The organism is Sodalis sp. RH19, from assembly GCF_047324215.1.
In the GTDB taxonomy this organism is placed as follows: Bacteria; Pseudomonadota; Gammaproteobacteria; order Enterobacterales; family Enterobacteriaceae; genus Acerihabitans.
Genome location: NZ_CP178734.1, coordinates 3,993,285 through 4,018,255, shown reverse-complemented (window position 1 = coordinate 4,018,255; position 24,971 = coordinate 3,993,285). Strand labels below are relative to the sequence as shown.

The 24,971-nt window shown below is 60.8% G+C and carries 19 protein-coding genes; 14 read left to right on the top strand and 5 right to left on the bottom strand.

What is annotated here, in order from left to right; all coding sequences use genetic code 11:
* Positions 1–96: 96 nt before the first annotated feature.
* From ACL2XF_RS18150 to ygjG, 8 genes are all read left to right on the top strand, one after another.
* Positions 97–1,008 (top strand): LysR substrate-binding domain-containing protein, encoded by a 912-nt coding sequence (locus ACL2XF_RS18150; RefSeq protein ID WP_410012423.1) that lies wholly within the window; start codon positions 97–99, stop codon positions 1,006–1,008.
* A gap of 117 nt (positions 1,009–1,125) precedes the next feature.
* Positions 1,126–2,631, top strand: a complete 1,506-nt coding sequence (locus ACL2XF_RS18145; protein WP_413727287.1) for a gamma-aminobutyraldehyde dehydrogenase — start codon at positions 1,126–1,128, stop codon at positions 2,629–2,631.
* Between the two features lie 4 nt (positions 2,632–2,635).
* The gene (ydcS, locus tag ACL2XF_RS18140) at positions 2,636–3,787 is read left to right on the top strand and encodes a putative ABC transporter substrate-binding protein YdcS (protein ID WP_410016652.1); all 1,152 of its coding nucleotides are present in this window, start codon (positions 2,636–2,638) and stop codon (positions 3,785–3,787) included.
* 56 nt (positions 3,788–3,843) lie between these two features.
* Positions 3,844–4,869: an ABC transporter ATP-binding protein gene (locus tag ACL2XF_RS18135; protein WP_410016651.1), complete on the top strand. Its 1,026-nt coding sequence runs from the start codon at positions 3,844–3,846 to the stop codon at positions 4,867–4,869.
* A gap of 5 nt (positions 4,870–4,874) precedes the next feature.
* Complete coding sequence (locus tag ACL2XF_RS18130) at positions 4,875–5,822, top strand: ABC transporter permease (RefSeq protein WP_413727286.1); 948 nt, start codon at positions 4,875–4,877, stop codon at positions 5,820–5,822.
* Positions 5,812–6,618 (top strand): ABC transporter permease, encoded by an 807-nt coding sequence (locus tag ACL2XF_RS18125; RefSeq protein WP_410012420.1) that lies wholly within the window; start codon positions 5,812–5,814, stop codon positions 6,616–6,618. Before ACL2XF_RS18130 ends, ACL2XF_RS18125 begins: the two co-directional genes overlap by 11 nt.
* A 15-nt stretch (positions 6,619–6,633) precedes the next feature.
* A complete protein-coding gene (patD, locus tag ACL2XF_RS18120) occupies positions 6,634–8,058 on the top strand; it encodes an aminobutyraldehyde dehydrogenase (protein WP_410012419.1) in 1,425 nt (474 codons plus the stop codon).
* A gap of 421 nt (positions 8,059–8,479) precedes the next feature.
* Complete coding sequence (gene ygjG, locus ACL2XF_RS18115; RefSeq protein ID WP_413727285.1) at positions 8,480–9,946, top strand: putrescine aminotransferase; 1,467 nt, start codon at positions 8,480–8,482, stop codon at positions 9,944–9,946.
* Between the two features lie 131 nt (positions 9,947–10,077).
* Here ygjG and satP read toward each other — a convergent pair whose 3' ends face one another.
* The 4 genes from satP to malK form a co-directional block, all read right to left on the bottom strand.
* Positions 10,078–10,635: an acetate uptake transporter gene (gene satP, locus ACL2XF_RS18110; RefSeq protein ID WP_410012418.1), complete on the bottom strand. Its 558-nt coding sequence runs from the start codon at positions 10,633–10,635 to the stop codon at positions 10,078–10,080.
* Between the two features lie 235 nt (positions 10,636–10,870).
* Entirely contained in the window at positions 10,871–11,782 is a 912-nt protein-coding gene (gene malM, locus ACL2XF_RS18105; RefSeq protein WP_413727284.1) for a maltose operon protein MalM, read from the bottom strand.
* A gap of 111 nt (positions 11,783–11,893) precedes the next feature.
* On the bottom strand, positions 11,894–13,183 hold the full coding sequence (locus tag ACL2XF_RS18100) for a maltoporin (RefSeq protein ID WP_410012416.1): 1,290 nt from the start codon (positions 13,181–13,183) through the stop codon (positions 11,894–11,896).
* Between the two features lie 39 nt (positions 13,184–13,222).
* A complete protein-coding gene (gene malK, locus ACL2XF_RS18095; RefSeq protein WP_410012415.1) occupies positions 13,223–14,332 on the bottom strand; it encodes a maltose/maltodextrin ABC transporter ATP-binding protein MalK in 1,110 nt (369 codons plus the stop codon).
* Positions 14,333–14,788: 456 nt separating this feature from the next.
* On the opposite strand from malK, the gene malE reads away from it, so the two are divergent.
* The 5 genes from malE (at position 14,789) to ACL2XF_RS18070 (ending at position 19,582) form a co-directional block, all read left to right on the top strand.
* Complete coding sequence (malE, locus tag ACL2XF_RS18090) at positions 14,789–15,982, top strand: maltose/maltodextrin ABC transporter substrate-binding protein MalE (RefSeq protein ID WP_410012414.1); 1,194 nt, start codon at positions 14,789–14,791, stop codon at positions 15,980–15,982.
* Between the two features lie 65 nt (positions 15,983–16,047).
* Positions 16,048–17,619 carry a maltose ABC transporter permease MalF gene (gene malF / locus ACL2XF_RS18085; protein WP_410012413.1) on the top strand — a complete coding sequence of 524 codons (1,572 nt, stop codon included), beginning with the start codon at positions 16,048–16,050 and terminating at the stop codon, positions 17,617–17,619.
* An 11-nt stretch (positions 17,620–17,630) separates the two neighbouring features.
* Positions 17,631–18,521, top strand: a complete 891-nt coding sequence (gene malG / locus ACL2XF_RS18080) for a maltose ABC transporter permease MalG (protein WP_410012412.1) — start codon at positions 17,631–17,633, stop codon at positions 18,519–18,521.
* Positions 18,522–18,674: 153 nt separating this feature from the next.
* Complete coding sequence (locus ACL2XF_RS18075; RefSeq protein ID WP_410012411.1) at positions 18,675–19,115, top strand: antitoxin Xre/MbcA/ParS toxin-binding domain-containing protein; 441 nt, start codon at positions 18,675–18,677, stop codon at positions 19,113–19,115.
* Positions 19,112–19,582 carry an RES family NAD+ phosphorylase gene (locus tag ACL2XF_RS18070; RefSeq protein WP_410012410.1) on the top strand — a complete coding sequence of 157 codons (471 nt, stop codon included), beginning with the start codon at positions 19,112–19,114 and terminating at the stop codon, positions 19,580–19,582. Before ACL2XF_RS18075 ends, ACL2XF_RS18070 begins: the two co-directional genes overlap by 4 nt.
* Here ACL2XF_RS18070 and malQ read toward each other — a convergent pair.
* Entirely contained in the window at positions 19,579–21,660 is a 2,082-nt protein-coding gene (malQ, locus tag ACL2XF_RS18065) for a 4-alpha-glucanotransferase (RefSeq protein WP_413727283.1), read from the bottom strand. The two genes, ACL2XF_RS18070 and malQ, sit on opposite strands and share 4 nt — an antisense overlap.
* 253 nt (positions 21,661–21,913) lie before the next feature.
* Here malQ and malT point away from each other — a divergent pair, with 253 nt between their 5' ends.
* A complete protein-coding gene (gene malT, locus ACL2XF_RS18060) occupies positions 21,914–24,628 on the top strand; it encodes an HTH-type transcriptional regulator MalT (protein ID WP_413727282.1) in 2,715 nt (904 codons plus the stop codon).
* Positions 24,629–24,971: the final 343 nt, after the last annotated feature.

Here is a 24,971-nt window from a genome sequence, read left to right as displayed (position 1 = left end):
GTCCGGCATGCGCGCTATTTACTGGCTATAGGGTCACCCGCTCTATATAACTATTAGATAAGGTTGCTTATTATTTGGATAACGGGGCGGGCGCTGATGCTGACACTGCGGCAGTTACGTCATTTTATTGCGGTGGCCGAGGCCGGCTCCATTTCCGGCGCCGCCCAGGCCACCTTCGTCGCCCAGTCCTCGCTGACGCTGGCGGTGCAGCAGTTGGAGGAGGAACTGGAGGCGCCGCTGTTCGAACGGCACGCCAAAGGCATGACGCTCACCCATCAGGGCCACCAGTTTCTGCGCCAGGCCAACCTGATCCTGGCGACGGTGGATAATGCCAAATTCAGCGTCAAGCAGGGCATGGCGCGCCTGAGCGGCAACCTGACCCTGGGGGTGACCAGCCTGGTGTCCGGGTATTTTTTAGTGGATATGCTGACCCGGTTCCGCGCCTGTTATCCCGAGGTGACGGTGCAGATTATTGAAGATGAACGCCGTTATATCGAGCATCTGCTGGTCAACGGCGAGATCGATATCGGCGTGCTGATCTTAAGCAACCTGGAGGACCGCCACGCCCTGCAGACCGAAGTGTTGGTCCATTCCCCGTACCGGTTATGGCTGCCGCCGCTGCATCCGCTGCTGGAGCAGGAAGCCATTTCCCTGGGCGATGTGGCGCCCTATCCGCTGGTGCAGCTCAACGCCGATGAAATGGAAAGGCACGCCAGGCAAATCTGGGCCAGGGCCGGGCTGCATCCCTGCATCGCCATGCGCACCGCGTCCACCGAGGCGGTGCGCAGCATGGTGGCCGCCGGGCTCGGCGTGTCGATCCAGCCGGACATGGCCTACCGTCCCTGGTCGCTGGAAGGCAGCATGATTGAGGCCCGCCAGTTGTCGGATCTGAATGAACATCTCAATATCGGCCTGGCCTGGCGGCGGGGCAACAGCCGGCCGGAGCTGGTGACGCCGTTCCTGGCGCTGGCGCGCGAAAAGACGTCGGCGCGCAAGGTTTCGCTTTAATCGAACGGGGCGTTCGTTATTTAGAATTTGTCGCTGGCAGGCCTGCGGGATAGTCTCAATGTGTAAGCAATTGTACCTACGTTGTTAACACCCGCGCCAATCCCCGAGGGCAACGCCGTGACCGACCTTTCCCTGTTAAGCGAGACTCGTTGGCTCAACTTCATCGACGGCGCAACCGTCGCCGGCGAAGGTGCCGCGCAGCCGATTATCAATCCCGCCACCGGCGCGGTCATCCTTGCGCTTAACGAAGCCGGCGAGGAGCAGGTGATCGGCGCGGTTAACGCCGCGCATCGCGCCTTTGCGCACTGGTCCGCCACCACCCCGGCCTTTCGCGCCGGCATCCTGCTGGAGATCGCGGCCGTCATCGACCGCCACGCCGGCCTGCTGTCCGGGCTGGAAGCGCTGAACTGCGGCAAGCCCCTGCACCAGGCGCGGCAGGACGATATCGCCGCCGCCGCCGACGTGTTCCGCTTTTTTGCCGGGGCAGTGCGTTGCCAGCAAGGGCAATTGGGCGGGGAGTATATCGCCGGCCATACCTCGATGCTGCGCCGCGACCCGCTCGGCGTGGTGGCCTCCATTGCGCCCTGGAACTACCCGCTGATGATGGCCGCCTGGAAAATAGCCCCGGCGCTGGCGGCGGGCAATACGTTGGTCTTCAAGCCCTCCGAACATACCCCGCTATCGATCCTGGCGCTGATGTCCCGGCTGGACGGCCTGCTTCCCCCCGGCGTGGTTAATGTTATCTCCGGCCGCGGCGAGACCACCGGCGCGGCGCTGGTCAATCATCCCCTGGTGCGCATGATTTCCGTGACCGGCGATACCGTCACCGGTCAGAAGATCCTCCAGGCGGCGGTCGGCGGCATCAAGCGTACCCATCTTGAGCTGGGAGGCAACGCGCCGGTCATCGTCTGCGACGACGCGGATCTGCAGGCGGTGGTGGAGGGGATCCGCCGCTATGGCTATTACAACGCCGGCCAGGACTGCACCGCCGCCTGCCGCATCTACGCCCAGGCCGGCATCTACTCCCGGCTGGTGGACGCGCTGGGGGAGGCGGTGGCCGGCCTGCGTTATGCCCGGCCCATTGATGCAGACAACGAGCTTGGCCCGTTGATTTCTTCGCGTCAGCGCGACCGGGTGGCCAGTTTTATCGAACGCGCGCTGGAACAGCCGCATATCTCCCTGGTCACCGGCGGCCAGGCCCACGCCGGCCCCGGCTTTTATTACCCGCCCACGCTGCTGGCCGGCTGCCTGCAGCACGATGAGGTCATCAAAAAAGAGGTGTTCGGCCCGGTGGTCAGCGTCACCCGCTTCGAGGATATCGCCCAGGCGCTGGCCTGGGCCAACGACTCGGAGTACGGCCTGGCGTCCTCGGTCTGGACCCGTGATGTCGACCTGGCGTTTTTCCTGGCCTCGAAGCTGCAATACGGCTGTACCTGGATCAATACCCATTTCACCCTGGTCAGCGAGATGCCCCACGGCGGCCTGAAAGGCTCGGGCTACGGCAAGGATCTTTCCGGCGAGGCATTGCAGGAGTACAGCGTGGTGCGTCATATCATGGCCAAATTCGATACCCGTTTTCCCACCCGCCCCCCAACCCCGAGACAGGAGACAGGCAATGAATAAAATAATGCGGTCAAGCGCCTTATGTATCAGCGTGTTATGTATCAGCGCCCTGGCCCGGGCCGCCGATCTTCCCACCCGGCTGGGCGAAAACGAAGGGCGGGTGGATATCATCGCCTGGCCCGGTTATATCGAGCGCGGCCAGACCGACAAGCAGTATGACTGGGTGACGGCGTTTGAAAAGGAAACCGGCTGCCAGGTCAACGTCAAGACCGCCGCCACCTCCGACGAGATGGTCAGCCTGATGGCCAAGGGCGGCTACGATCTGGTCACCGCCTCCGGGGACGCCTCGCTGCGCCTGATCCTCGGCAAACGCGTCCAGCCGATCAATACCGCCCTGATCCCCAACTGGAGCAAGATCGATCCGCGCCTGACGGGCGGCGCCTGGTATAACGTCGACGGCAAAACCTATGGCGCCCCGTACCAATGGGGACCCAATCTGCTGATGTACAATACCCGGGTATTCACCACGCCGCCGGACAGCTGGTCGGTGGTATTCGAGCCGCAAAACCTGCCGGACGGCAAAAGCAATAAGGGCCGGGTACAGGCTTACGACGGCCCGATCTATATCGCCGACGCGGCGCTGTACCTGAAAAGTACCCAGCCGCAGCTCGGCATCAAGGACCCCTACCAGCTCAATGAAACCCAGTACCAGGCGGTGCTGGCGCTGCTCAAACAGCAGCATCCCCTGATTCACCGCTACTGGCACGACACCTCGGTGCAAATGAGCGATTTTAAAAACGAAGGGGTGGTGGCGTCCGGCGCCTGGCCTTATCAGGCCAATGCCCTGGCGGGCGAGGGGCAGCCGATCGCCACGGTGATCCCGAAAGAAGGGGTTACCGGCTGGGCGGATACTACCATGCTGCACAGCGATGCCGCCCATCCCAACTGCGCCTACCGCTGGATGAACTGGTCGCTGGAGCCGAAAGTGCAGGGGGATGTCGCCGCCTGGTTCGGGTCGGTGCCGGCGGTGCCGGAAGGCTGCAAGGCCAGTACCCTGCTGGGGAGCAAAGGGTGTGAAACCAACGGCTTCAGCCAGTTCGACAAAATCGCCTTCTGGAAAACGCCGATGGCGAAGTGCGACAGCGGCAACGGCGGCCAGTGCGTATCCTACAGCCGCTGGACCCAGGATTATATCGCCATGATGGGCGGCCGTTAGGGCGCCGGTAATTTGCCCGCGGCGCCTGCGCCGGGGCGCCAGCAGGAGGGGCCATGATGAACAGTGCGGTGAGCCTGGATAACGTAACGCGCCGTTTTAACGGCGTTGCCGCCGTGGACGGGGTATCGCTGGATATTCCCGACGGGGAATTTTTCGCGCTGCTGGGGCCGTCGGGTTCCGGCAAAAGCACCTGCCTGCGCCTGATTGCCGGCTTTGAGCAGCCGGACGGCGGCGTTATCCGGCTGCACGGCGTCGACACCGCCAACCTGCCGCCCTATCAGCGCGACGTCAATACCGTGTTCCAGGATTATGCCCTGTTTCCCCATATGTCGCTGCTCGACAACGTGGCCTATGGCCTGATGGTCAAAGGGGTGGGGCGCGCCGAGCGCATGGCCCGGGCCCGGGCCGCGCTGGCGCGGGTGGCGCTGGGCGATGTGCACGATCGCAAGCCGGCCCACCTTTCCGGCGGCCAGCGCCAGCGGGTGGCGCTGGCGCGCGCGCTGGTCAACGAACCGCGCATCCTGCTGCTGGACGAACCGCTGGGGGCGCTGGATCTCAAGCTGCGCGAACAGATGCAGGGCGAGCTGAAAACCCTGCAGCGCGAGCTGGGAATCACTTTTATTTTTGTCACCCACGATCAGGGCGAGGCGCTTTCCATGTCCGACCGGGTGGCGGTATTTAACCAGGGACGCATTGAACAGGTGGATACGCCGCGCCGGCTTTATCTTCAGCCCAGGAGCCGGTTCGTCGCCAATTTTGTCGGCAGCGCCAATGTGATTGGCGGCGAGCTGGCCCGGGAACTCACCGGCGAAAACGGCCTGTTCGCCGTGCGGCCGGAGTTTGCCCGCATCAGCGTAGCGGGCGCGCCCGCGCCGGCCGGCGAGCTGTCGGTTAGCGGCGTTGTGAGCAATATCCTGTTTCAGGGGGCGATGACCCGCTATGAGCTGGTGTTGGCGGAGGGAACCCATTTTTCCGTCAGCGAGACCCATCCGGTACGTTCATCCGGCCAGGAAGGGATTGCCCTCGGCCAGCGGCTGACCGCGTCCTGGTCCCGGGCGGCCATGACCGTCCTCGAGGAGTAAGGAGTATGGCTATGAGCCTGGCCGATCGGCCGCAAACCGCCCGGCGCCCGGGCCGCGCGATAGCGACATTCCTCTACCGCCGGCCGGCGGTGCTGCTGGCGTTACTGTTGCTGCCGCCGCTGATGTGGTTTGTCATCATTTACCTGGGCGCCTTGCTCAGCCTGCTGTGGCAGGGCGCCTATACCTTTGACGATTTCACCATGACCGTGCTGCCGGAGCTGACCACGGCCAATATCCTCGCGCTGTTCAGTCCGGCCAACTACGACATTATCCTGCGCACCCTGGCGATGGCGGTGGCGGTCACGCTGGCCAGCGCGCTGCTGGCGTTTCCCATCGCCTGGTATATGGCGCGTTATACCAGCGGCCGCTGGAAGGCGTTTTTTTATATTGCGGTGATGATGCCGATGTGGGCCAGCTATATCGTTAAGGCCTATGCCTGGACGCTGCTGCTGGCCCATGACGGCGTGTTGCAGTGGTTTTTACAGCATCTCGGCCTGCAGCCGGCGCTGCAGGCGGTGCTTACCCTGCCGGGCATCGGCGGCAGCACCCTGTCCACCTCCCATTTGGGCCGCTTTATGGTGTTTGTGTATATCTGGCTGCCGTTTATGATTTTGCCGATCCAGGCGGCGCTTGAGCGCCTGCCGCCGTCGCTGCTGATGGCCTCCGCCGATCTTGGCGCCCGTCCGGACCAGACGTTGCGCTATGTGGTGCTGCCGCTGGCGGTGCCGGGCATTGCCGCCGGCTCCATTTTTACCTTTTCGCTGACCCTGGGCGATTTTATCGTGCCGCAGCTGGTGGGGCCGCCGGGTTATTTTATCGGCAGCATGGTTTACGCCCAGCAGGGCGCCATCGGCAATATGCCCATGGCGGCGGCGTTTACGCTGGTGCCGATGGTGTTGATCGGTTTGTATCTTACCCTGGCCAAACGTCTGGGGGCCTTCGATGCGCTCTGATCGCGCGCCGCTGGCGCTGAGGCTTGCCGCCTGGGGCGGTATCCTGTTCCTGCATTTTCCCCTGGGGATCATTGCCCTGTACGCCTTTAACACCGAGGACGCGGCGTTCAGTTTTCCGCCGCGGGGATTTACCCTGCACTGGTTTGAACTGGCCGCCGGGCGCCCGGATATTTTGTCCGCCCTGTGGCTGTCCCTGCAGGTGGCCTGCCTGGCGACCCTGATTGCCCTGCTGCTGGGCACCCTGGCGGCGGCGGCTTTGTACCGGCGGGATTTTTTGGGCAAACAGGCCATCGCCATGATGATGGTGCTGCCCATCGCCCTGCCGGGCATTATCACCGGCATCGCCCTGCTGTCCGCTTTCAAGGCGCTGGATATCAGCCCCGGCCTGATGACCATCGTTATCGGCCATGCCACTTTCTGCGTGGTGATTGTTTTCAATAACGTTATCGCCCGGCTGCGCCGCACCTCTTTTAGCCTGATCGAGGCGTCGATGGACCTGGGCGCCGACGGCTGGCAGACCTTCCGCTATGTGGTGATGCCGGGGCTGTCCTCGGCGCTGCTGGCAGGCGGCATGCTGGCGTTCGCGCTGTCGTTTGACGAAATCATCGTCACCACCTTCACCGCCGGCCATGAGCGCACGCTGCCGCTGTGGCTGATGAACCAACTGGGTCGTCCGCGCGATGTGCCCATCACCAATGTCGTTTCCCTGCTGGTCACCCTGGTGACCATGCTGCCGATACTCCTGGCCTATTACCTGACACGCGGCGGCGAGGGCGTGGCGGGCAGCGGCAAATAACCCAAGGACTCTCCTATGCATGACACATTATTGATAGACGGCAGGTCGGTGACGGGCGCGGGCAAACCGACGCCGGTGATAAACCCCGCCACCGGCGAAACGATTATTACCATTAACGAGGCCAGCCTGGAGCAGGTGGACGCGGCGGTGCTGGCGGCGGACGCGGCGTTTGAAACCTGGGGGCAAACCACGCCGAAAACCCGCGCCACGCTGTTGCTGCAATTGGCCGACGCCATCGAGCGCCACGGCGAGGCGCTGGCTCGCCTGGAATCCCTGAACTGCGGCAAGCCGTACCACTGCGTTATCAACGATGAAATCCCGGCGGTGGCGGACGTATTCCGTTTCTTTGCCGGCGCGAGCCGCTGCCTGGGCGGCAGCGCCGCCGGGGAATACCTGGAAGGGCATACCTCCATGATCAGGCGCGATCCCATCGGCGTCATCGCCTCCATCGCGCCCTGGAACTATCCGCTGATGATGGCGGCGTGGAAACTGGCGCCGGCGCTGGCCGCCGGCAATTGCGTGGTATTCAAGCCCGCCGAGCAGACGCCGCTGACCGCGTTGTTCCTGGCGCAGCTGATGGCGCCGATCTTGCCGGCGGGGGTGGTCAACGTGCTGTTCGGCACCGGCGCGGAAATGGGCGACGCCCTGACCGGCCATGAGCGGGTGCGCATGGTATCGCTGACCGGTTCGATTGCCACCGGCGCGCATATCCTGTCCCATACCGCCGGGGGGATCAAAAAGACCCATATGGAGCTGGGCGGTAAGGCGCCGGTGATTGTGTTTGACGATGCCGACATCGACGAGGTGGTGGACGGTGTGCGCACCTTCGGATTTTATAATGCCGGCCAGGACTGCACCGCCGCCTGCCGGCTGTATGTGCAGCGTGGCGTTTACGATGCGCTGGTGGACGCCTTGGGCAAAAGCGTCGCCACCCTTAAAACCGGCGATCCGGCCGATGCCGGCACTGAACTGGGGCCGTTGATTACCGCTGAGCACCTGCGGCGGGTCAGCGGGTTTGTCGAGCGCGCCAGGGCGTTGGCGCATATCCGGGTGATTACCGGCGGCGCGCCGATCGACGGACCGGGTTTCTATTTTGCCCCCACGGTGCTGGCCGATGCGCGCCAGGAGGATGAAATTGTCCAGCGCGAAGTGTTCGGGCCGGTGGTGACCGTCACGGTCTTTGACGACGAAGCGCAGGCGATACGCTGGGCCAACGCCTCCCCCTACGGCCTGGCCTCGTCGGTATGGACGCGGGATATCGGCCGCGCCCATCGGGTTAGCGCCCGTTTGCAGTACGGCTGCACCTGGGTCAACACCCATTTTATGCTGGTCAGCGAAATGCCCCACGGCGGCCAGAAGCTGTCCGGCTTCGGCAAGGATCTGTCGATGTACGGGCTGGAAGATTATACCGCGGTGCGGCATGTCATGATTCGCCATTAGCCGCGGCTTATCACTCCGGTCGGCGGCGGGAATAGGGTTTTTCGCCGCCGCGCCGGGGCCGCGAAAAAATTGCCATAAAAAGCGCTGCCATCGACATAAAAAGATTGCCGTTCCGCTCCGCGTCTGTTATAAAATTCTGCGTTCAAATATTATTGGCTAAATATCACTGGTCAATTGCACCTATTTAATGCAGGCGCGATCTATTATGGTGCATGGTTATTTTCGCAATAAATCCCCCTTATATTTCCTTTGGCAGTAATCAGCATTTCCGGCCGCGGTTCTTCTCTCTCCCTATGTGAATAACTTTTTTTATTGGTCTTATTTATATTTTGTTCTAAACCTAAGCATGTAGTTACAGTTGGCCCGGACGCTGCATCTGTCAGATCGATATCATATGATATCTCCTTCCAAGGAGCTTATTTTGTCTCGTTCAACCCCCATGCTTACCCCGTTAGAATGTACTCAGCAGGCGCTTTCGTGGATTGAGAAAAAAACGCTGACGCATGATGAGATGGTTAACCTGAATAAGGAAGTGATAAACAATTTTAAAGAGTATGTGAATCCTGGTTTTCTCGATTACCGTAAATCCGTGACGGTAGGCGGGGATTACGGAGCCGTAGAATGGCGGGCCGGCGGTCTTAATACGCTGGTCGACACCCAGGGCAGGGAATATATCGATTGCCTGGGTGGTTTCGGCATATTTAACGTGGGGCACCGTAATCCAAAAGTTCTTTCCGCCGTCGAAAACCAACTGGCGAAACAACCGCTGCATAGCCAGGAACTGCTTGATCCGCTGCGCTCCATGCTCGCCAGGACCCTGGCGGCGGTCACCCCCGGCACGCTGAAATACAGTTTTTTCAGCAACAGCGGCACCGAGGCCGTCGAGGGCGCGCTGAAGCTGGCCAAGGCGTATCAAACCCCGCGCGGCAAAACCACCTTTATCGCCGCCACCGGCGCCTTTCACGGCAAAACCCTCGGCGCGCTGTCCGCCACCGCCAAATCCACCTTTCGCCGTCCTTTTATGCCGATGCTGCAGGGTTTCGATCATGTGCCGTTCGGCGATATCGGGGCGATGCGCGATCATGTCTATCGCTGCCGGTCCACCGGCGCGGACGTGGCGGCGGTTATCCTGGAGCCTATCCAGGGGGAGGGCGGGGTCATTATTCCGCCGGAGGGATACCTAACGGCGGTGCGGGCGCTGTGCGACGAGGTGGGCGCGCTGCTGATCCTCGACGAAGTGCAGACCGGCATGGGCCGCACCGGCCGGATGTTTGCCTGCGAGCACGAAGGCGTGCAGCCGGATATCCTGTGCCTGGCCAAGGCGCTGGGCGGCGGCGTAATGCCGATCGGCGCCACCGTCGCCACCGAAGAGGTATTCTCGGTGCTGTTCGAGAACCCGTTTTTGCATACCACCACTTTTGGCGGCAATCCGCTGGCCTGCGCGGCGGCCCTGGCGACCATTAACGTGCTGCTGAGCGAGGATTTGCCGGCGCAGGCGGCGCTTAAGGGCCAGATTTTGCTTAGCGGTTTCGCCCGGCTGGCGTCGGCGTATCCAGAGTTTATGGTGGAGGCGCGCGGGCGCGGGCTGTTGCAGGCATTGGAATTCAGACGCAACGATATCGGTTATGCCTTTGCCCAGGGTATGTTCCGTCATCAAATCCTGGTGGCGGGTACGCTGAACAATTCCAAAACCATCCGCATCGAGCCGCCCCTGACCATTACCCCCGAGTATTGCCAGCAGGTGCTGGCGGTAGCGGAACGGGTACTGGACCAGATGCGCGGCAAGGAACCGGCCCATTACAAAACGCCGGCGACGACGGTGGCGCAGCCGCAAACGCAGGCACACATACCGTTCCCCTTGGCCGCCTCGACCGGCCTGACCGCATAAGACGGACCCGCCGTTGTCGCTTGCGGGAGGGGTTGCCGTGTTGGCGCGGGTTTTGCCTAGGCGGCATAAAGCTTACTCCTAGGCGCCCCCCCACCGGTTCGGCATAAATCCCGCGGTAAGCGTCGTGATGCTCAGCCGACCGGCATCACCTGGCGGCCCAGCTGTTCATTGACCACCTGCGCCATGGCCAGATAAATGGCGCTGGCGCCGCAGAACAGGCCTTCATAGCCGGCAATGACGATGATCTGATGATTGCCGGTAATATTGCCGGCGGCCAGCAGGGCGAACAGCACGGTCAGGCTGCCGAACACGATTTGCAGGCCACGGCTGGATTTAAGGGTGCCCAAAAACATAAACAGGGTAAAAATGCCCCACAGCGCCAGGTAAACGCCTAAAAATACCGCGTCGCTCGGCTCGGCCAGGCCCATGCGCGGCAGCATCAGAATCCCCACCAGGCTCAGCCAGAACGCGCCGTACGAGGTAAACGCCGTGGTGCCGAAGGTATTGCCGTGCTTATATTCCATAATACCGGCGATGATTTGGGCAATGCCGCCGTAAAAAATCCCCATACTGATAATGATCGAGGTTAAAGGGAAAAAACCGGCGTTATGCAAGTTTAGCAAGACGGTGGTCATCCCAAAACCCATTAATCCCAGCGGGCCGGGGTTCGCCAACTTAAAGGTATGCATATATCCTCAGCAGAAAAAAGCAAAATGAAGTGGACTGACTGTCCTGTTGCGTCCCGCGACGGCGAAGATGGCTCTGCGGCCGAAGGAGGGCTGCGGCATCATAATGACCTTGCACGGCTGAAACAATGATTTAGATTAGTGCCGGGTGATTTTTGCCGGTTTTTGCCGGCCGGAAAAAAAAGGTGCGCCTGGGCGCACCAATATTCTGCCAAATATCAGCAGTATCGGGATAACCTTACCCCTTGCCTTTTACACTACTGATAAATGTTTGCCGCGCCGATGACGATCCCAGCCGCTCCGCTTCGTTGAGCAGCTTCAGCGCCTTATCGATATTACCGTCGCGCACCGCTTGTTTAATGGCTTGATTAAAATAGCTCTCGGTATCGTTAAGCATCGGCGCGGCCGGTCCCGCTGCCGCTGCCTGGGGCGCCGGCGCCGGCGGCGCGGTATTGCCGACCACGACCGGCTGCGTCTCGGGGCCGGAGAAGATCTGGCCGATGGTGATATTGCCGCTCTTCTGTTCCGCCTCCACTTTTAACCTGATGGTGCCGGTGTCGCTATGGCGGCCGATGGGATCGGGAATATCGGGCACCGCATTACCGACGCCCTCGGCGTAGGCCTTGGCCGGATTGGTCATGGTGGTGGTGGTCAGCAGGTCCTGGCGGGTGGTATAGATCAGCAGGTAGATTTGTTTCTGTCCCAGGGCGGGGGTGAGCTTAAGCGTGCCTTCCAGCCGGTCCATCGACATGCCGCCCGGTTTTTCATAGGGGAAATAGCTGCTGGGGAAAAACGCCGCCGGACGCAGTTGTTCATCCAGCACCAGCACGTTGGGGGCATAGATCGACTGGCCTTTAGCCAGGCTGCTGAGGGTGATGGCCAGCGATCCGCGGTTGGCCGGCAGCGTAATGGCGGCCACCGGCCCGGTGATATCGCCCATCTGGATGCGGGGCGAGGCGCCGTCGAGAATGATTTCCTGCCTGGCCGGGGGCATCAGCGTCTGCCAGGGCAATTGCCGCAAGGTGGACTGCGGTATCACCGGCGCCACCGACATATCTTGGGGGTTGGTCAGGGTATCCGCCAGCGTGGTGGCCGGCAGGGTGGCGCTCAGTGCGGCCATCAGGCACAGGGAAAGTATTTTTATTTTCATTATTATCGCCTTTTCAGCGTGACGAGCGACGGGCCGTCGCCGGGCAAGTAGCGCCGGCCCGCCAGGTACTATCCCACGCGTCCTACCCCCGGGGGCGGGACGCGCCGGAGATTATTTCCACCAGGCTTCCATCTGCACGCCGAAGGAGACTTCATCATCCTTACCGCGGCTGAAGGTGGTCGAGCTGTTATCGCTATACGCGATGCCGTTGGTAAAACCGGCGTCGTTATTGCCATAACCCCATTTTTCATTCCATTTGGCGTAGGTGGCGAACAGGCGGATCGCCGGACGGGAGAAGATGCTGTCCCCGGCCTGCCACTGCTGCGCCAGCGTCACTTTATACTGATCGTTGCGATCGCTGGTGCGCTGGGATTTGACATTGTCGTAGCCGACTTCCAGCAGGGTGCTCATGATCGGGGTCCATTTGTACATCGGGCGTATGCCGACGGTGTACCAGGTGGTGCCGTTATTGTTATCGCGGTCGATATCCTGGTACATGCCGACGTACATCATTGCCCACTTGTCGTTGAAGTCCAGGCCGCCGTGATCCAGCACGCGGATCATATGGCCGTCGTTATCGACGTAGGAGCCGTGCGGGCGCCCGGTATTATCGGTGGTCATGGCGTCGGTGGCGTATTGCAGCACAAACTTGTTAAAGCCGTTGCCGATGGTCTGGGTATGCTCCATCGTGGCCATGGTGCCGTCTTTGGTGGCCCCGTCCGCCAGATTGAAATTGTCCTGCACGTTGGCGCGGCCGTAGTCCACGCCGAATTCCAGCTTGCCGCCGGGGTTGGTTTCCAGTTCGGCGATACGCACGTCGTAGATGTCGTTAATGGTCGGCACCTGGTTGAGCTGGTTATCGATATAACCATAAGAGCCGCCGGACTCGCTGTTGCGCGTTACCGCCAGGGACAGCTTGCCTACGCCCAGATCGATATTTTCCAAACCGGCGCCGGGACCGGAAATGTCCCAGTAGTAGAAGTCGATCATATGGACGTCGTGACGCTGATAGAAACGTTTCCCGGCCCACATATTGGCGCCCGGCAAGGCGTCGATCAGATTCTTGCCCACCACGTTGACTTCGCGGAAGCTGGGTTCCAGCGGTTCGTCATCGTTACGCTGGGAAACGGAGTACCCCACGTTGGTATCGAAGTAGAAGCTCTTGTTGCCTTCGCGCCACAGCTCCTGCCCGAGTTTTAATTCGGCGTAGGTTTCGCATTCGTTGCCAAGACGGTATTTACTGGAGGCGCCGGTGGCCTTGAAGCATTGCTGCTCGCCGCCGCTCCCGGTCCAGCCGATGCCGGAACGGGCATAACCGCCAAAATCCACCGCCATCGCCTGGGCGGAAGCCGCGCCGGCGATGATTGCCACTGACAAAGGTAAAATGCGTAGGTTAGTCATTATTTTCTCCTGATTATTATTGCCTGCGGACAGGCAGACTTATACGCCCGGTTCCTGATGTAACCGTCGGCAGGCGCTGCCATCCTCGCGGAATAAATGGCAACGCTCGGGCGGTAGGCCGATAGCGAATTGGGCACCCTCGTTTACCAGCACCACGTCATTCTGGCGATAAACCAGATTGAGGCGGAGCGAGGGAATTTGAATATGGATCAGGGTTTCATACCCCAGTTGCTCCACCACCTGCACCACGCCTTCCAGGACGACATCGGCGATGTTGCCGGCCAGCAAATGCTCGGGCCGGATACCCAGCGACATCGTGGCGCCGACCTCCACCCGGCTGCTCTCCACCGGCAGCCACACTTTCTGGCCGTTGTGCAGCGCGATCTGCACCTGGTCGATGGCGATGGCGGTGACTTTTACCGGCAGGAAATTCATCTTCGGCGAACCGATAAACCCGGCGACAAACCGATTTTCCGGGTAGTGATACAGCGCCAGCGGCTTGCCGACCTGCGCCACGCGCCCGCCGTCGAGCACCACGATTTTGTCCGCCAGCGTCATGGCCTCGGTCTGGTCGTGGGTGACGTAAATCATGGTGCGCCGCAGGCGCTGGTGAAGACGTGAAATCTCGATACGCATCTGGACGCGCAGCGCGGCGTCCAGGTTCGACAAGGGTTCGTCTAGCAGGAACACCTGCGGCTCCGCCACCAGGGTGCGGCCGATGGCGACCCGCTGGCGCTGCCCGCCGGATAACGCTTTGGGGCGGCGGTCCAGCAAATGGCCGAGCTGGAGAATCTCCGCCACCTGGTTTACCCGGCGCGTTATTTCCTCTTTTTTCACCCGGGCCAGCTTCAGGCCGAAGGACATATTGCCCGCCACCGACAGGTGCGGATAAAGCGCGTAGGACTGGAAAACCATCCCGACCCCGCGTTCGGCGGGCGGCACGTCATTCATCCGGCGATCGTTGATTTTCAGCTCGCCGGAGGTGATGTCCTCCAGCCCGGCAATCATTCTCAGCAAGGTGGATTTGCCGCAGCCCGACGGGCCGACAAACACCACGAACTCCCCTTCGCCGATATCCAGATTGATATCGCGGGAAATCACGTTTTCACCGTAGCTTTTGCAGATATTGCGCAGCGTCACGCTTGCCATAGACCCGGATTCCTGCCTCTGTTTACCCTGCCGCCCGGCGGTGCGGCGGCAGGCTGACATCAAGTGTCGGCAAGTGTGAGGGAAATGCGCGGCAGGGAAATCATCCGGGACGGTTTTTTTCAAGGGGGAGGCGGCGGGATGACGGCAAAGCGCCATTCACGGCCGCATCGGCGGCGAGCCGGCAAAAACGTGACGGCGGCGGCAAATATCCAGCATGCTTTTTGTGGCTTGCCCCGCAAATTGTCCACGGAGTGTTAATGCGGTCACATCGGGAGGCGCAGGGGCGTAGGACGGGGGAGGATGAGCGCGCCTGAGGTTAAACGCAGTATGTCCGGTGTATAAATTCACCACAGCTTTCCGTGCGCCCCGAACATCGCCGGGCAGGTTGCAGGTACGATGCCTGTCGGGACCCGCTTTGCGCGCGTTGGGAACGCTGCCACCAGTAAGGATGGAACTATGACCCGCATCAAATGCACTCTCCGTACCCTGGCGCTGTCGTCCCTGATGTCGGCGATGGCCTGTTCTTCGGCGTTCGCCAAAATAGAAGAAGGCCGGCTGCTTATCTGGATCAACGGCGACAAGAGTTACAACGGCCTGGCTGAAGTCGGCAGGAAGTTCGAACAGGATACCGGCATCAAGGTGAGCGTAGAGCATCCCGATAAGCTGGAGGAAAAATATCCCCAGGTGGCGGCCACCGGCGACGGACCGGATATTATCTTGTGGGCGCACGACCGCTTTGGCGGTTATGCCCAGTCGGGCCTGCTGGCGGAAGTGGCGCCGGATCAGGCGTTCCAGGATAAGCTGTTCCCCTTTACCTGGGACGCGGTGCGCTATAACGGCAAGCTGATCGGCTATCCCATCGCGGTGGAGTCCCTGTCGCTGATTTACAACAAGGATCTGGTCGGCGCGCCGCCGAAAACCTGGGAAGAGATCCCGGCGCTGGATACCCGACTGCGCGCCAAAGGCAAAAGCGCCATTATGTGGAACCTGCAGGAACCCTACTTTACCTGGCCGATTATCGCCGCCGCCGGCGGTTATGCCTTCAAGCCGGAAAACGGCGGTTACAATATCAAGGATGTGGGGGTGAACAATGCCGGCTCCCGCGCCGGGCTGCAGTTTATCGTCGATTTGGTCAAAAGCGGGCATATCAGCGCCGATACCGATTATTCCGTCTCCGAAGCCGCCTTCAACAAAGGACAGACCGCCTTGACCATCGACGGCCCCTGGGCCTGGGGCAATATGGAAAAAAGCGGCGTTCACTACGGCGTGGCGCCGTTGCCTACCTTCCAGGGCCGGCCGTCGAAACCTTTTGTCGGCGTGCTAAGCGCCGGGATTAACGCCGCCAGCCCCAATAAGGAACTGGCGAAAGAGTTCCTGGAAAATTACCTGCTGACCAGGGACGGACTGGATGCGATGAATAAAGACAAGCCGCTCGGCGCGGTGGCGCTGAAAAGCTATCAGGCGGAGCTGGCCAAGGATCCCCGGATCGCCGCCACCATGGCGAATGCGCAACAGGGTGAAATCATGCCCAATATTCCCCAGATGAGCGCGTTTTGGTATGCCGAGCGCAGCGCGGTGGTCAACGCCATAAACGGTAAACAAAGCGTGCAGGCGGCGCTGGACGGCGTGAAGGACCGCATTACCAAATAATCCGCCGGCCGCCGTCACGGGGCCTGCGTTCAAGCGGGTTGTCATCCGCCGTTATAGGAAGGGTTATGTCAAACACCGGCTCGGTTCCTCTGTCCCGCAAGCCCGCGCGCTGGCGGCATCACCGGTTTGTGAAGTGGGCGGTCGTGATTTTTTGCGCCCTGGCCATCGCCTGGATGGTGATACCGCTGTATGCCCGGGGTGAATATCTGTTTGCCCTGCTGACGCTCATCCTGACAAGCGCGGGGCTGGCCGTTTTCGCCAATGCCGGGGCCTATGCCTGGCGCTATGTGTATCCGGGACTGGCGGGCGTGGGGCTGTTTGTGTTGTTTCCGCTGCTGTGCACCGTCGGCATCGCCTTTACCAACTACAGCAGTGTCCATCAGCTGTCCTTTGAGCGCGCGCAATCGGTGCTGCTGGATCGGCAGTTGCAAATCGGCAAAGCCTACGCCTTCAGCCTGTACGGCCAGGGAACCGCATGGCGGCTGGCGCTGGCCGATGCCGACGGCGGACGGTTATGGGTCTCGCCGGCGTTCAGCCTGGACGGCGGCCGGGACCAGACGCTAATGATGTCGCCGAGCGACGCGCCGCCGCCGGGAGAGCGCGGCACGCTCAGGGTGGTAACACAGTATCGCCAGGCCCTCGGCCGGCTGACGCTGCAATTGCCCGACGGCGCCCGGCTGCGCATCAGCTCGTTACGGCAATTTTCCGGCCTGCGGCCGCTGTATACGCTGGGCGGCCAGGACCGCCTGACCGACAGCCGCACCGGGGCCGTCTACCGGCCCAACCGGGCCACGGGTTTTTACCAGGCGGTCGATGCCGAAGGCCATTTTGTCGCCGGGCAGCTCAGCCCGGGTTATACCGTGCCGGTGGGGTGGCAAAATTTTATGCGGGTGGTAGAGGATCAGGGAATCCGGCAGCCTTTCCTGGCCATATTTGTCTGGACCATTGTGTTTTCGTTGCTGACCGTGGTCCTGACGGTGGCCATCGGCATGGTGTTGGCCTGCGTGGTGCAATGGGAGGCGCTGCGGGGCCGCGCTTTGTACCGGCTGCTGCTGATCTTGCCGTATGCCGTGCCGTCGTTTATTTCAATATTGATTTTCAAGGGATTGTTCAACCAGAGTTTTGGGGAAATCAATATGCTGCTGAACGCTGTGTTCGGCATCCGGCCCGCCTGGTTTCAGGATCCGCTGCTGGCGCGGCTGATGCTGGTGGTGGTGAACGCCTGGCTCGGGTATCCCTATATGATGATTTTGTGCATGGGGCTGCTGAAATCCATACCCGATGACTTATACGAAGCCTCGGCCATGGACGGCGCCGGACCGTTACAGAATTTTTTCCGTATTACGCTGCCGCTGCTGCTCAAGCCGCTTACGCCGCTGATGATCGCCAGCTTTGCGTTTAATTTTAATAATTTTGTGCTGATCCAGCTGCTGACCAACGGCGGGCCTGACCGCATTGGCACCAGCACTCCCGCCGGTTATACCGACCTGCTGGTAAGTTATACCTACCGTATCGCCTTTGAAGGCGGCGGCGGGCAGGATTTCGGCCTGGCCGCCGCCATCGCCACCCTTATTTTCCTGCTGGTGGGCGGGTTGGCGATACTGAATGTGAAAACGGCGCGTCTGACATTTGATTAAGGAGGTCCCGGGTGGCTATGGTGCAATCTTCATCGCGTTTTCTGCGGCTGGCGGCGACGCACGTGCTGCTGCTGGGTTTTATCGCCCTGATCGTGTTTCCATTGCTGATGGTGCTGGCGATTTCACTGCGCGTCGGCAACTTCGCCACCGGCAGCCTGATCCCGCAGCAGATATCCCTGGAGCACTGGCGGCTGGCGCTGGGTTTGAGCGTACGGCACGCGGACGGCAGCATAACCCCGCCGCCGTTCCCGGTGCTGCTGTGGTTATGGAACTCGGTAAAGGTGGCGACCATTACCGCCCTGGGCATCGTGGCGCTGTCCACCACCTGCGCCTACGCCTTTGCCCGCATGCGTTTTCACGGTAAAAGCGCGTTGCTTCAGGGCATGCTGATTTTCCAGATGTTCCCGGCGGTACTGTCGCTGGTGGCGCTGTACGCGCTGTTTGACCGGTTGGGTCAGTATCTGCCGTTTATGGGGCTTAATACCCATGGCGGGGTGATCTTCGCCTATCTTGGCGGCATCACGCTGCATGTCTGGACCATCAAGGGCTATTTCGACACTATCGAGGGTTCGCTTGAGGAAGCGGCCGCGCTGGACGGCGCCACGCCCTGGCAGGCGTTCCGGCTGGTGTTGCTGCCGCTGTCGGTGCCGATACTGGCGGTGGTGTTCGTGCTGTCGTTTATTGCCGCCATTACCGAGGTGCCGGTGGCGTCGCTGCTGCTGCGCGATGTGGATAATTTCACCCTGGCGGTGGGCATGCAGCAGTATCTCAATCCGCAAAACTATCTGTGGGGGGATTTTGCCGCCGCGGCGGTACTGTCCGCCCTGCCCATCACCCTGCTGTTTTTGTTGGCCCAGCGCTGGCTGGTAAGCGGTCTTACCGCCGGAGGCCTGAAAGGTTAAGCCACTGTTGTTGTTCTTGCGTACGTGTCTGTGTCTGTGTCCTGTGTTTTTGGCGACGTTATGTCGCCATTTTTTTGCCGGGCACGAAAATATTGATTTTTTCTGCCAAATGGCTATCATGAAGTATGACATTTGGCAGAAAGTGAGGCGTGCATGAAAATATATACCCCTCCCGTAATGAAAGAGCCCGCACATAGCCTATGGGCCTCCGCTCATTTGCCGGATGCGTCCGGTCCCGAGCTGCGTCATCTGATGATGGAAGGGCTTGAAGTGTCGGTAATTGATAATATCAGGTCCATCGTCGGCTTCAAAAGAGAAGAATTTTTGGCGACGCTTGGGTTAAGTGGACGCAGCATTGCCCGGCGTAAAGAGAAGCTCTCTCCGGCTCAAAGTGAATCTATTACCCGTTATGTTACCGCCTTTGATATGGCTTTAGCGCTGTTCGGCAATGACTTCCAGAAAACCATTGCCTGGATGAACAAACCTGCCAAAGTTTTAGGCGGCGAAACACCCAATCAGGCAATTGGCACTGAAACCGGTGCCCGTGATGTGGTCAGTTTGATTGAAGGCATTAAACATGGAGTTGTCATGTGATCTTGTATCGATTTTGCCAGAAGCAATATATCGCCACCGCGTGGAGTGGCGTTGGCGCTTTTAACAGCTCGGTGGCAAGATGGAACAGAATGGGTACGCCGATGGTGTATATCTCCTCGGCAGTGTCACTGGCCATTCTGGAAGTATTAGTGCATTTACAGGACGAATCCATATTAGATTTTTATCAGTTAATGAGTATTGACGTACCCGACGATTTCATTGTCAAGCTCAATGCGCAAGATCTTCCTGCTAACTGGAATGCGCCGGTGCCGATTCCCGCCACCAAGGATATCGGCACACAATGGTTTCAGGGAAAATCGAGCGTCGGGCTAATGGTGCCTTCCGCCATTGTGCCTATGGAATACAATGTATTGATTAACAATGAGCATCCGGCGTTTGCTGGTTGTCTGGCGTCGGTTACGCCGCTCGAATTTACCTTTGATCCAAGGCTGAACCCCAGCCTCTAACGCAACTGGCGACGCCGGTTGATATCCCGCAGCAGGGCATTGATGCCCTTATCGGCGAAAATCTCCTCCAGGCCGCGCGTCAATTTGCGGCGCCAGTTCGGATACCCATCGCTGGTGCCGGGCACGTTGACCGGCGTGGTGATATCCAGCCAGTCCTCGGGCTGTAATCCCAATAACGCGCTGCCGCTGTCGGCCAGATAGCGGTGAATGGCATGGTTAAGCATGCGCGACATCGGCAGGCCATCGGCCCGGCGCGATACCCGCCGCGGCAGGCCGCCGTGACGGTGCAGGGCGTCCAGCAGCCCCTGGCGCGCGCGCCGTCGGTCCTCATGCAGATAATGCAGCACCGCCGCGTCGGGATACAGTCCCAGCGTTTTGCCAAGGCTGAGATCGCCCGCGCCCCAGTAGCCGCGCAGCGTCGGTAAATCATGGGTGGCGGCGGTGGCCATCGACTGCGGCGGGTAGGCTTCCGGCGGCTGGAAATGATGCCGGGCGTCACGCTCGAAATAGAGCACTTTATAGGAATAAACGGCGCTGTCGCGCAGCCGCGCGAGGATTTCATGCGGCACGGTGCCCAGATCCTCGCCGATCACCAGGCACTGGTTGCGCAGGCTCTCAAGCGCCAGGATGGCGAGCAAATCGTCCAGCGGGTAGTGGACGTAGGCGCCCTGTCCGGCGGTATCGCCGCGCGGGATCCACCACAGGCGCAGCAGCGACATGACGTGATCGATGCGCAGCGCGCCGCAGCCCTGCATATTCGATCGCACAAGATCGATAAACGGCTGGTAGCCGCGGGCGGCCATCACCCGCGGATCCATGGGCGCCAGCCCCCAGTTCTGCCCCTGCGGACCGAGCACATCCGGCGGCGCGCCTAGCGCTACCTCAAGGCAATATAATGCCGGATCGCTCCAGGTTTCCGCGCCGCCGTCGCTGACCCCCACCGCCAAATCGCGGTATAAGCCGAGAGGCATGCCAAGCGCCCGGCAGAGCGCAGAACATTCGGCAAACTGACGGTCGGCCAGCCACTGCAGCCAGAGATAAAACGCGATCTCACCGGCATGCCGCCGGCGAAACGCCTGCGTTCCGGCGCCCTGGCTGGCGCGGTACTCGGCAGGCCAGTCCTGCCAGCGGCGCCAGGACGGATCCCGCGCCAACAGGTACGCGTGCAGGGCGTCAAATTCAGCCTGATGGCGCAGGCTGTCGCCGCCCAGGCGCACAAAAGCGGCAAACGCCAGGCGCTGCGCGTCCTGTTCCCCGCGCAGGCTGAACTGTTGCCAGCACAAACGCAGCGCGGCTAATTTCAGCGCGCCGACCCGGGGATAATCCACCTCGGGAGCGGCGCGCGCCAGCGCCAGCGCTTGCTGCACCTCTTCGCGCGCCCACCATGACCGCGCCGCCGGGCTAAGGTGGAAATCCTCCAGGCTATTGATATCGATATACAGCATATTCAGCCAGCGCCGTGACGACGGGCTGTAGGGACTGGCATCGCCCGGCGTGGCCGGGCAGAGCGCATGGATGGGGTTGAGACCGACAAACGCGCCGCCGCGCCGGGCGACTTCCCGCACCATCGTTTTCAGATCGCCGGTATCGCCGATACCCCAATTGACCGCCGAACGCAGCGTATAGAGCTGGATGCAGGCGCCCCAGAGCTTTTGCCCGGCCAGCAGCGCCCCTGGCTGAAAACAGCAGGGCGGGGCGATGATTACCCGGCAATGCCACTCCCGCGCGCCCTGGCTTAACGTTAACCGGTGATAGCCGCACGCCAGGGTGTGGGGCAGCGATAGCGGCGATCCGGCGCTTATCTCGCCCTGAAGGGTTCCGCCCTGCTCGGTGCGCAGTTGCCAGCGGTAATCGCCCCGGCCGCCGGGCGTCAGCGCCGCCGGCGCATCCCGGCGCCAAACGGCCACCGGCGGCAGCGGGTCCTGCGAGACGGCCGCCAATCCTGACCCGCGCCCCATGGCGTCCAGCAACCGTCGTTTGGTTTGTGCCGAGATGGCCTGCCGCTGGCCCAGGGCATTGATATAGTCGCTGCCGATACCGGCCTGGGCCGATATCTGTTCCAACAAGAGTTCTTCCATTATTTTTCCCGCGGTGGATAGCCGTCGCCCGTTTGCCGCCACCGGCCATCATGACGCGGCATAGGGCGTTTTTCATCCTCCCGGCGGCGGGTTAAAAGGGGAGGAGCGCCAAGGCTGAGTTAAAATTGTGATAGGGCGCAATTTACTAAAATGGGATATGGATAACCTTAGGTAATAATTATTTACATTATAATTACAATGGTTAACAGTTAGTTTTAGCACATTGCCGTGTACCCCTGGGGAAATAAAAACAATGCTAATCCCATCAAAACTGAGACGGCCAGTGAGGCTGCAAAGTGCCGTGCCGCGCCAGCGTTTGCTGGACCGGCTGGATAGCGCGGCGAACTATCGCCTGGCGCTGATTACCAGCCCCGCCGGTTACGGCAAAACGACGCTTATTGCGCAGTGGGCGGCGGCGAGGCAGGATCTGGGCTGGTATTCCCTTGACGATAGCGATAATGAACCGGAGATCTTTGCCAATTACCTGGTGGCGGCGATCCAGCAGGCGACGGGCGGCCATTGCCTGCGCAGCGAAGCGCTGGCGCAGAAGCATCAGTATGCCAGCCTGGGAACCTTGTTTGCCCAGCTGTCGGTGGATCTGGCCGACTGGACCACGCCGCTTTTCCTGGTCATCGACGATTACCATCTGATCACCAATACGGTTATCCATGACGCCATGCGCGGCCTGCTGCGCCAGCAGCCGGATAGCCTCAAGCTGGTTCTGCTGTCGCGCAACCTGCCGTCGCTGGGCATCGCCAATCTGCGGGTGCGCGATCAACTGTTGGAAATCGGCAGCCAGCAGTTGGCCTTTACCCATGAGGAGGCCAGGCAGTTTTTCGCAGGACGCCTGGATATGCCCATCGCAGCCCAGGACAGCAACCGGCTGTGCGACGAGGTCGCGGGCTGGGCGACGGCGCTGCAGCTGATTGTGCTGTCTTCCCGCCAGTCCGATACCCCGGCCAGCAAAACCGCCCGGCGGCTGTCGGGCATTAATGCCGGTCATTTGTCCGATTACCTGGTGGATGAGGTGCTCGATCGGGTCGATGGCGCCACCCGTCGTTTCCTGCTGCGCTGTTCGCTGCTGCGCTCGATGAACGATGCGCTGATTGACCGGCTGATGGGCGAGGGAAACGGCCAGCAGCGGCTGGAGCAGACCGAACACCAGGGGCTGTTTATCCAGCGTATGGACGACAGCGGCGAATGGTTTCGTTTTCATCCGTTATTCGCCAGTTTCCTGCGCCAGCGCTGCCAGTGGGAACTGGCGGCCGAGCTGCCCGAGATCCATTGCGCCGCCGCCGAGGGCTGGCTGGCGCAGGGCTATCCCGCCGAAGCCATCCACCACGCGATGGCGGCGAATGATGTGGGTATGATGTGCCGGATCCTGCTTGATAGCGGCTGGACGTTATTTAACCATGGTGAGCTGGCGTTGCTGGACCGTTGCCTGAAGCATTTGCCCTACGACGTGCTGATCCTGCGGCCCAGGCTGGTGTTGCTCAAGGGCTGGCTGGCCCAGGGCCAGCACCGGAGCGCCGAGGTGGCGAGCCTGCTGGCTCATGACAAAGCGGAGATGGCGCGGCGCAAACTCGATCTTGCCCCCTGGCTGGTGGCGGAGTTTAACGCCCTGCTGGCGCAGGTGGCGATAAATACCGGCAAGCCCCTTGAAGCGGAATCCCTGGCTGCCGAAGCGCTACGGTTTTTGCCGCAGTTTAATTATTACGGCCGTATTGTCGCCACGTCGGTGACCGGCGAAGTCGCGCATTGCCAGGGACAGTTGGTCAAAGCCTTGAGCATGATGCAGCAGACCGATCGGATGGCCCGCCGGCATGGGGTGTATCACTACGCCTTGTGGGCCTTGCTGCAGCAAAGCGAAATCCTGATAGCGCAGGGGTATTTGCAGGCGGCGTATGAAATACAGGATAAGGCGTTCGAACTGGTGGGCGAGCAGCATCTGGAACAATTGCCGATGCATGAGTTCCTGCTGCGTCTGCGCGCGCAGCTGCTGTGGTCCTGGGCGCGCCTGGACGAGGCCGAACAGGCCGCCAGCGCCGGGCTGAAGGTGCTGGAAAGCGCCGAACCGCAGCAGCAGCTGCAGTGCCTGGCGATGCTGGCCAAAATCGCGCTGGCGCGCGGCGATTTTGATAATGCCCGCAGCCATCTGCACCGTTGCGAGAACCTGATAAGCGGCGCGCAATACCATAGCGATTGGGTGACCAATGCCGATAAGCCGCGGGTGCTGTTCTGGCAACTGACCGGGGATGTCGATGCCGCCGCGAGGTGGCTGGACCAGACGGTGAAACCGGATAACGTCGATAACCATTTTTTGCAGGGGCAGTGGCGTAATATTGCCCGCGCCCAGATTCTGCTCGGCCAGTTCGACGAGGCGGAAGTGGTGCTGGACGAGCTTAATGATAATGCCCGACAACTGCATTTGGTGAGCGATCTTAACCGTAACCTGTTGCTTAATAATCTTATTTATTGGCGCACCGGGCGCAAGAACGATGCCCAGCGGGTGCTGATGGAGGCGTTGTCGTTAGCCAATCGCACCGGTTTTATCAGCCATTTTGTTATTGAAGGCGAAACGATGGCGACGCAGCTGCGGCAACTGCTGCAGCTCGGCGTGCTGCCGGAGCTGGAACAACAGCGGACCCGGCGCATTTTGCGCGATATTAATGCCCATCATCGCCATAAGTTCGCCCATTTCGACGAAGATTTTGTCCAGCAATTGCTGCATCATCCGCAGGTGCCCGAGTTGATTCGCATCAGTCCGCTGACCCAGCGGGAGTGGCAGGTGCTGGGGCTGATTTATTCGGGTTACAGTAACAACCAGATTGCCGGCGAGCTGGACGTGGCGTCGACCACCATCAAAACCCATATTCGTAATCTTTACCAGAAGCTGGGGGTGGGGCAGCGGCAGGACGCGGTGCAGCAGGTGAAAAAGATGCTGACGATGATCGGTTATGCGGTATAAGGCGCATATCGATTACGCGTCCGGGCTGTTGACGGCGCCGGCGCTTTTTTTCGTTCGGGCGTGATGGGTAAAGGGGGGCGGTATTACAGCGGCCTCGTGGCGGCTTGAGCCCGGTGGGCAAAGGTTTTGTTTGCGGTCAGCTGAATGTTGCGTCGGGGAGGGGTCGTTTGCCGTGTGCGGGGGAGGCTTATACTGCCGCGGCGGAAGGTTCGCTTGCGGGGGAGGCTTATGCTGCGGCGGTAGGAGGTTCGCTTGCGGGGAGGCTTATGCTTCGGCGGCGGGAGTTTCGTGTGCGGGTAGGCTTATGCTGCGGCGGCGGGAGTTTCGTTTGTGGGTAGGCTTA